We start from the raw sequence: 8,855 nt of genomic DNA, 5'->3' as shown, positions 1-8,855 counted from the left end.
AGGGATGTTAAAGTATGCATTTTTGTGTAGAATAAATCACAGATTCATGGTATAATATGTGATTATGGATTTTAATAATGATAATGTAAGAGGTGCGGTATGTTTGAGAAGTTTCAGGCGGCAGAAAACAGATATGATGAAATAAATCACAGATTAAGCGACCCGGCTGTAATAGCAAACCAGGATGAATACAAAAAGCTTATGAAGGAACATTCGGAGCTGGAAGTGCTCGTGACAAAATACAATGAGTATAAAAAGGTAACCAAGGAAATTTCAGATGCCAAAGAATTGCTTGGTGAGAAGCTGGACAAAGAATTTCGCGAAATGGTTGAAATGGAGCTTGAGCAAGCGGAGGAAAGGCTGGAAGCTTTGGAAAAGGAGATGAAAATACTTCTTCTTCCCAAGGACCCCAATGATGAAAAAAACGTTATTGTTGAAATCAGAGGTGGCGCAGGAGGCGAAGAGGCTGCTCTGTTTGCCGGAGATTTGTTTAGAATGTATACCCGATATGCCGAGAGAAATGGATGGAAAACAGAAATGCTTGATTCCAATCCAACGGAAATAGGCGGGTTCAAGGAAGTAACATTTTCCATTGAAGGAAGCGGGGCATACAGCAGGTTGAAATTTGAAAGCGGCGTGCACAGGGTTCAGAGGATTCCTGCTACGGAAGCCAATGGAAGGGTGCATACGTCCACAGTTACAGTGGCCGTACTGCCGGAGGTTGAAGAGGTTGATGTGGATATAAACCCCAATGACTTGAGAATTGACACCTATAGAGCTTCCGGTGCCGGCGGACAGCATATTAACAAGACCGAATCGGCCATAAGAATAACGCATTTACCCACAGGACTGGTTGTCAGCTGTCAGGATCAGAGGTCCCAGCATAAAAACAGGGAAAAGGCAATGAAAGTGCTCAGGTCCAAACTTTATGAAATGGCTCAGGAACAGCAGAACAGCGAGATTGCCCAGGAGAGAAAGAGCCAGGTGGGTACCGGTGACAGAAGTGAGAGGATTAGAACGTACAATTTCCCTCAGGGCAGGGTTACGGACCACAGGATTGGACTTACTCTTTACAAAATAGATGATATACTTGACGGAGATATTGATGAGATAATAGACGCACTGATTACAACGGATCAGGCCGAAAGGCTCGGCAACGGTGCAGAAGATAGTGAAAATTAATATAGTATAATAATTTGTCCCCCGCTAGAATAGAATGTTAATAAGATTAAAAAGCAGGGGGATAATTGTGAATTATTTGATAAAAGTTACTTTGATTGGCCTTGTCTCAGGTATTACGGGAACGGGTATCGGAGGCTTAACGGCTTTTTTTGTTAAGGACGTGAACCGGCGCTTTCTAAGCTTTATACTCGAGCTTTCCGCCGGATTGATGACATCTGTGGTGTGTTTTGAGCTTATTCCGGAAGCATTTACTTACGGGGGAAGAACCTTCACTTTGGCAGGAGTGTTTGCGGGAGTTATGACCATGATGATGGTGGAAGAGTTGATGCTGCGATATGAGAATGCAAAACCTAAAAAAAGCAGCTCAAGTCTTCTAAGAACCGGTATACTGATGGCGGTGGGAATAGCACTCCATAATTTTCCCGAGGGCTTTGCAGTGGGCTCGGGATTTGGTGCTTCAATAAGCTTGGGAGTGATGATAACTTCTGTCATTATGATACATGATATTCCCGAAGGAATTGCCATGGCAGTTCCGATGCGTGCAGGAGGCTTTAGCAGGTCAAAGGCCTTTGTCATTACAGTGCTTTCCGGAGTTCCTATGGGGATTGGAGCTTTGGCAGGGGCACTTCTTGGAGGAATATCCTCAAAATTCATCGGTGTTTGTCTTGGATTTGCCGCAGGAGCAATGCTTTATGTGGTATACGGGGAATTGGTTGTAGAGTCAAAAAAACTATATTTGGGCAGATTATCATCAATAGGGAATGTTTTGGGGATTATTTGTGGTATAATAGTTACGTTACTAAATTAAAAGTAAACCTAATTGCAAGTTTTAAAGGCTTCTTTATAATTTTGCGTAAAGAAGCACGGGTAGGAGTAGTAAAGTGAAAACAGAGATACTAAAGATACAACCGGACAATATTGATAATGAAAAAATAAAATATGCTGCAAAGGTCTTAAGAGAGGGAGGTATTGTGGCCTTTCCTACCGAAACGGTTTATGGTCTTGGGGCCGATGCATTAAATGAAAATGCCGTAAAGAAGATTTTTGAAGCTAAGGGGAGGCCCTCGGACAATCCTTTGATTGTTCATATAACAGGAAGGGAATATGTTGACGGGCTGGCTGCGGCTATATCCCCACAGGCTGGAATTTTAATGGACAGGTTCTGGCCGGGACCCCTTACCCTTGTTCTTCCAAAATCCGATAAAATACCCTCTGTTATCACAGCGGGACTTTCCACTGTCGGCCTGAGAGCACCGGCGCACCCCATAGCCCTGGCGTTGATAAGGGAAGCGGGTATTCCCATAGCCGCTCCCAGTGCCAACTTGTCGGGAAAGCCAAGCCCAACCGTGTCAAAGCATGTTATCGACGATTTGAACGGCAGAGTGGATGTTATAATCGACGGCGGCAGCGCCGATATCGGTGTTGAATCCACGGTTTTGGATGTTACCACTGATATACCTGTAATTTTAAGGCCTGGGGGAGTCTCCTTTGAGCAATTGAAAGAGGTTTTAGGAAATGTGGCTATGGATCCTTCGTTAATGAAAAAGCCCTCGGGGGATTTTGTACCTAAGGCTCCGGGAATGAAATATACCCATTATTCTCCAAAGGCCGATGTAATTGTTGTTGAGGGAGAGCCATTAAAGGTTGCGGAAAAGATTAACAGTCTTATAATGGAGTATCAAAGCAAGGATATTCCTGTGGGAGTGCTTGCAACGAAACAGACAAAGGAGCTCTACAAAGGCGTACCCTTAATTACACTGGGTGACAGATTGGAGCCCGCTACGATTGCGGCAAACTTGTTTAAGGCTTTTAGAGATTTTGACGATATTGGTATAAGAGTTATACTTGCAGAAGCAATTGATAATGAAGGAATTGGACTGGCGGTGATGAACAGGATGAAAAAAGCTGCCGGATATAATATAATAAAAGTTACATAATGTCTTTTTGACAAGCCATTGAAAAATGAACAAAAGATTATTGAAATTGTAAACTTCAAAGGAGCTGCAATATGAAAAAAGTACTTTTTGTGTGTACCGGAAATACTTGCAGAAGCAGTATGGCAGAAGGCCTTTTTAACCATATAGTGGAGAACGGCAAAGAGGATTTAAAAGATTTCAGGGCTTTTTCGGCCGGTATTTCAGCTTTTGAAAATGACTGTGCCAATCCGAGAGCGATAAAAGTTTTAAAAGAAGAGTACAATGTTGATATTTCTTCCCACAAGGCGAGAAGAATTTCAAAAAGTGATGTGGAAAGTGCCTATATAATACTGACAATGACTGAGGAGCATAAGAATGCGGTTTTGAGAATGTTTCCCGGTGCTGCGGACAAAACCTATACGATAAAAGAATATGCCTATGGGGATGACGAAAACGGCGACTTTATGGGGCATGAGCATAATCGCAGGCATAATATGGATATTAGCGACCCTTACGGTTTTCCTGAAGAGGTATACAAGATATGTGCCAAAGAAATAAAGGATGCTTTGGATAGGATAATAATTAAGTTTAAGGAATAATTTGTGCTGTGTCTTAAAGCTAAAGGACTTTTTTTGAATTAAAACAGTCTTTGACATAAGCATGCTAATACTATAAAATATATTCTTGGAGGAAACTATGAAAATAGGAATTGGAAGCGATCACGGAGGTTACAACTTAAAAAGCGAAATAGCAGACTATCTCAAAAAAAGAGGATATGAGGTTATAGACTTTGGGACATGCGGAAATGAGTCGGTGGATTATCCGGATTTTGGACTTAAGGTTGCGGAAGCTGTAAAAAACGGAGAGTGTGAAAGGGGTATTGTAATATGCGGTACCGGACTTGGCATATCGATATCCGCAAACAAAGTTCCCGGGATAAGGGCTGCTGTATGTACCAACAGCTTCATGGCAAGAATGAGCAGGGAGCATAATGATGCAAATATACTGGCTTTGGGAGAGAGGGTTGTCGGCCTTGACCTTGCTATAGATATTGTTGATGCTTGGCTCAAAGCTGAATTTCAAGGCGGAAGGCACGCAACCAGGGTTGCCAAAATCGGTGAGATTGAAAAAAAATACAGCAAATAGGAGAGATAATATTTTATGAATAATGTTTTTGTTATGGAACATCCGTTAATTCAGCATAAGATATCATTATTGAGGGATAAAAACACCCAGACCAAGGAATTTCGCGAGCTGGTTTCCGAAATATCCATGTTGATGGGTTATGAAGTAACAAGAAATATGCCGCTTAAGGAAGTAGAGATTGAGACCCCTGTCGGTGTGGCCAAAGCAAAGATTATATCCGGCAAAAAGCTTGGCTTTGTTCCGATTCTGAGAGCCGGATTGGGTATGGTTGACGGCATGCTGAAGCTTTTGCCTATGGCAAGAGTGGGACATATAGGTTTGTACAGGGATCCTGAAACCCTTCAGCCGGTGGAGTATTACTGCAAGCTTCCTTCAGATATAGCCGAAAGAGAGATTGTGGTACTCGACCCTATGCTTGCGACCGGCGGTTCTGCATCTGCGGCAATAAAATATTTAAAGGAAAAAGGCGTAACCGGCATAAAGCTGGTGTGCCTCATTGCATCTTCGGACGGTATAAAGAGAATAAATGAGGACCATCCGGATGTATTAATATATTGTGCTGCTGTAGACGATAAATTAAATGACCATGGATATATAATTCCGGGATTGGGAGATGCAGGTGACAGACTTTTTGGCACCAAATAAGACTTTTGACAATTAACGGGGGAAAGCTTATGAGACCGTCTTGGGACGAATATTTTATGGAGATAGTTGAGCTTATCAAATCCAGGTCCACATGCCTCAGGCGACAAGTTGGTGCTTTGATTGTCAAGGACAAGAGGATTCTTGCAACAGGCTATAACGGAGCACCGGTTGGCTGCAAGCACTGCAGTGAGATCGGTTGTCTCAGGGAGAAACTCAAAGTACCTTCCGGACAGAGGCACGAGCTTTGCAGGGCGATACACGCTGAACAGAATGCAATTGTCCAGGCTGCATACTCCGGCACAAGTGTGAACGGAGGTACACTGTATGTCACAAATCAGCCCTGTATATTATGTGCTAAAATGGCTATAAATGCGGGAATAAAAAAGATTGTATTCAAAGGCGACTATCCGGACGAACTTTCCATGGAAATATTGAAAGAAGCCGGTATCAGAGTTGTGAGGTTTGAAAACGATACAAAAACCTGATATTGATTTTACGGAGCATAACGAAAGACAAATTTTATATACAAAAGATTAAGGGTACAAATAAAAAAAGAGGGTGTTGATTGTGCTTTATGAATATATCATATTCTTTGCATTGGCGTTTATTGTAGCGTTCTCATCTACACCGATTGCAAAAAAAATAGCCTTTCGTGTAGGTGCTGTCGATGTGCCGAAGGATGCAAGGAGAATGCATAAAAAGCCTGTTGCAAGGCTCGGGGGGTTGGCAATATTTACGGGCTTTATAGTTTCATTATTGTTTGGATTGTTAAGTACATATCTTAATATGAAGGGAATCATGCCGACTAGGCAGCTTTTGGGAATGCTTATCGGTGCTTTTATTATAGTTGGCATTGGTATTGTTGACGATATAAAGCAGCTAGGGCCCAAACTCAAGTTGGTTTTTCAGATAATTGCTGCTCTTTCGGTTGTATTTATATCGGATATCAGAATTGTGAATATTACAAACCCCTTTGCAGAAGGGGGCACGACCCAGTTTAATGATTTTGTTTCCTATCCTCTTACTATTTTGTGGATAGTCGGTGTGACCAATGCAATCAATTTGATTGACGGTTTGGATGGTCTTGCAGCCGGAATATCATCCATATCATATCTTTCTTTGTTCTTTGTTTCACTTATTACAGGCGATGCAGGGAGCGCAATTATTACAGTGATGCTGGCAGGTGCCACTTTAGGATTTTTGCCGTACAATTTCAACCCTGCCAAGATATTCATGGGTGATACCGGAGCTACATTTTTGGGCTTCACCTTGGCGGTTATATCCATACAAGGCATGCTCAAATCCTATGCGGCCCTTTCGATTGCCGTGCCACTGCTTGTGTTGGGACTTCCGCTGTTTGATACGATATCTACAATATTTAGAAGGGCTTTGAACAGAAAGCCTATCATGCAGCCGGACAGGGGACATTTGCATCACAAGCTCATAGATATGGGATACAGTCAAAAGCAGACGGTGCTGGTTATGTATTCCTTGAGCGGAGCATTGGGACTTAGTGCCATAGTTTTGGCAGACAAAGGCTTTGTCAGTGCCATTATACTTGTAATAACCGTTGCCGCTTTTGTAATCGGCGGAGCAAGATACATGCTGGAAATGGATGATGTGGAGATACCCGAAAAATACAGCCCAAAGGAAGAGTTTGTAAGTCCGGTTGTCAATGAAATTAAAGACCTGAAAAAACAGTAGACAGCAAGGAGAATAAAAATTGAAGAAATTAAGAGTAATGACTGTTTTCGGTACCAGGCCTGAAGCTATAAAAATGGCGCCTTTGGTTAATGAGCTCAAAAAGTGCAGTCAAATCGAGACTATTGTTTGCGTTACGGCGCAGCACAGGCAGATGCTTGATCAGGTGCTGGGAATGTTTAATATAGACGCAGATTACGACCTTGACATAATGAAGGATAAACAAACACTGATAGATATAACCACAAGGGCCTTAGAGGGCTTGAGCGTTATTCTTGACAAAGCAAAGCCCGATATAGTGCTGGTTCACGGAGATACTACCACTACCTTTGTGGGAAGTCTTGCCGCATTCTACAAAAAAATCAGCGTGGGACATGTGGAGGCAGGACTTCGTACCTATGATAAATATTTTCCCTATCCCGAGGAAATAAACCGGCGGCTTACCGGCGTGATATCCGATTTGCATTTTGCTCCGACTGTGACCAACAGGGATAATCTTGTCCGGGAAGGTGTGGACGAAAGCAAAATATATATAACCGGAAATACTGTAATTGATGCTATAAAAACCACTGTGGCGGAAAACTATAATTTTGCGAATGAGAGTCTTGGAAAGCTTGATTTCGGTAAGAGAATTATAACCGTCACGGCCCATAGAAGGGAAAATCTCGGTGAGCCTCTGCGCAACATTTGCGAGGCTCTAAAACATATAGCCGACTGTTTTAGCGATGTACAGATAGTATATCCTGTGCACTTAAACCCTGCGGTGCAGGAAGTGGCGAAAGAAGTTCTCGGAAGCCACAAGAGAGTGCACTTGATTGACCCTTTGGATGTACAGGATATGCATAATTTGATGGCAAGGTCCTATCTTATCATGACGGATTCCGGAGGACTTCAGGAAGAGGCTCCGTCGCTGGGCAAACCCGTGCTGGTGCTAAGGAACGAGACAGAAAGGCCGGAGGCGGTAAAGGCCGGTACGGTTAAACTTGCAGGAACCGAAAGAGAAAACATTATACGTTTGACTGAGGAGCTTTTAATAAACGAGAAAGAATACGACAAAATGGCAAAAGCGGTTAACCCCTACGGAGATGGTTTTGCTTCCGAGAGAATCGTTAAGGCGCTCTTATTTGAATTCGGATTGTCAAAAACAAAGCCTGAGGGATTTAGTGTTAAAATATAAACTATAGAGGTAAAAAATAGATTTAATTTGCTTAAAATAGCTATTGAATAGAAAATAACTCTGTGATAATATCTTTTTAAACATTGAGATGATTGTTATTTAATTACAGCTGAATACATTTATGTATATTTAAGAGTTTTGCCGAAGAAGCCGAAACGATGAGCTTGTTGGCGTTTTTTAATATATTTTTTTATATTTGTTATAATATATAAGTAAAATGTGACGATAATAACTTAAGTAAGAATACATAAAATTAGGTTAAATAAGAAGGCGAATTTGGATGGGAGAGTTTGCAAGCGAATTACAGAAATTAATAAAGCCAAATAAACTCATTGACATTTCTGTTTTTGGCTTTGATATGTCAATTACCGATTCGGTGGTCATGATGTGGATTGTGATGGCGGCTCTTATAATTTTTTCTCTTGTTTTCACAAGAAAGCTTAAGACAATCCCGGAGGGTAAGCAAAGTGTAGTTGAGGTCATTGTGGAGTTTGTATACAATTTTGCAAATGACTCCATGGGACACAACGGGAAGCTGTTTGCCCCATATATAGGTACTGTTTTGATGTTTTTGGTTGTTTCAAATATAATAGCTATTTTTAATGTCATACCTTCAAGTGAAGATATTTATCACTGGACGGGAATTGAATACTTTAAGGATTTGAATTTTGCCATAAGGCCTCCTACTAAGGATGTAAACGTAACATTGACGTTGGCATTGATGTCAATGGTGGCGGTGGCCTTGGCCGGAATAAAGGTAAAGAAGATGCGGGGTTGGTTAAAGAGCTTTGTGGAACCTGTGCCCCTGATGCTTCCTTTTAAGATGCTTGACTACGTGATAAGACCTGTATCTTTGTGCTTTCGTATGTTTGGAAATATTTTGGGTGCCGTAATTATCATGGAGCTTGTGTATTTTGCATTACCGGCTGTTTTACCGGCGTTTTTAAGTATATATTTTGATTTGTTTGACGGTATCCTGCAGGCTTATGTATTTGCATTTCTGACTTCAATTTATATCGGTGAGGCGATTGAGTAAGGAGCATTCCTGTAATGAAACAAAATGATCTTTGAAAAAGAAGATGCCAGGC

General features: G+C 41.7%; 10 protein-coding genes. All 10 read left to right on the top strand.

What is annotated here, in order from left to right; all coding sequences use genetic code 11:
* Positions 1 to 99: 99 nt before the first annotated feature.
* The 10 genes from prfA to PLH43_RS11955 all read left to right on the top strand — a co-directional run bounded on the left by prfA (position 100) and on the right by PLH43_RS11955 (position 8,803).
* Positions 100 to 1,182, top strand: a complete 1,083-nt coding sequence (prfA, locus tag PLH43_RS12000) for a peptide chain release factor 1 (protein WP_324363419.1) — start codon at positions 100 to 102, stop codon at positions 1,180 to 1,182.
* A gap of 67 nt (positions 1,183 to 1,249) precedes the next feature.
* Entirely contained in the window at positions 1,250 to 1,990 is a 741-nt protein-coding gene (locus tag PLH43_RS11995; RefSeq protein ID WP_324363417.1) for a ZIP family metal transporter, read from the top strand.
* A gap of 73 nt (positions 1,991 to 2,063) precedes the next feature.
* On the top strand, positions 2,064 to 3,119 hold the full coding sequence (locus PLH43_RS11990; protein ID WP_324363415.1) for an L-threonylcarbamoyladenylate synthase: 1,056 nt from the start codon (positions 2,064 to 2,066) through the stop codon (positions 3,117 to 3,119).
* Between the two features lie 71 nt (positions 3,120 to 3,190).
* Complete coding sequence (locus tag PLH43_RS11985) at positions 3,191 to 3,697, top strand: low molecular weight protein arginine phosphatase (RefSeq protein WP_324363413.1); 507 nt, start codon at positions 3,191 to 3,193, stop codon at positions 3,695 to 3,697.
* Between the two features lie 97 nt (positions 3,698 to 3,794).
* Positions 3,795 to 4,244, top strand: coding sequence for a ribose 5-phosphate isomerase B (rpiB, locus tag PLH43_RS11980; protein ID WP_324363411.1), 450 nt, complete (start codon positions 3,795 to 3,797; stop codon positions 4,242 to 4,244).
* A 15-nt stretch (positions 4,245 to 4,259) separates the two neighbouring features.
* Positions 4,260 to 4,889 carry a uracil phosphoribosyltransferase gene (gene upp / locus PLH43_RS11975; protein WP_324363410.1) on the top strand — a complete coding sequence of 210 codons (630 nt, stop codon included), beginning with the start codon at positions 4,260 to 4,262 and terminating at the stop codon, positions 4,887 to 4,889.
* Positions 4,890 to 4,918: 29 nt separating this feature from the next.
* Positions 4,919 to 5,374 (top strand): cytidine/deoxycytidylate deaminase family protein, encoded by a 456-nt coding sequence (locus PLH43_RS11970; protein WP_324363408.1) that lies wholly within the window; start codon positions 4,919 to 4,921, stop codon positions 5,372 to 5,374.
* 82 nt (positions 5,375 to 5,456) lie between these two features.
* Positions 5,457 to 6,593 (top strand): MraY family glycosyltransferase, encoded by a 1,137-nt coding sequence (locus PLH43_RS11965; RefSeq protein WP_324363406.1) that lies wholly within the window; start codon positions 5,457 to 5,459, stop codon positions 6,591 to 6,593.
* 19 nt (positions 6,594 to 6,612) lie between these two features.
* On the top strand, positions 6,613 to 7,767 hold the full coding sequence (gene wecB, locus PLH43_RS11960) for a UDP-N-acetylglucosamine 2-epimerase (non-hydrolyzing) (RefSeq protein WP_324363404.1): 1,155 nt from the start codon (positions 6,613 to 6,615) through the stop codon (positions 7,765 to 7,767).
* Between the two features lie 280 nt (positions 7,768 to 8,047).
* A complete protein-coding gene (locus tag PLH43_RS11955; protein ID WP_324363402.1) occupies positions 8,048 to 8,803 on the top strand; it encodes a F0F1 ATP synthase subunit A in 756 nt (251 codons plus the stop codon).
* The last annotated feature ends 52 nt before the right edge of the window (positions 8,804 to 8,855 follow it).

The sequence above is a fragment of the Acetivibrio sp. genome (assembly GCF_035371925.1).
GTDB lineage: Bacteria > Bacillota > Clostridia > Acetivibrionales > Acetivibrionaceae > Hungateiclostridium.
Note: the sequence above shows the minus strand (reverse complement) of the source record. Positions and strands in the feature narration are given on the sequence as shown.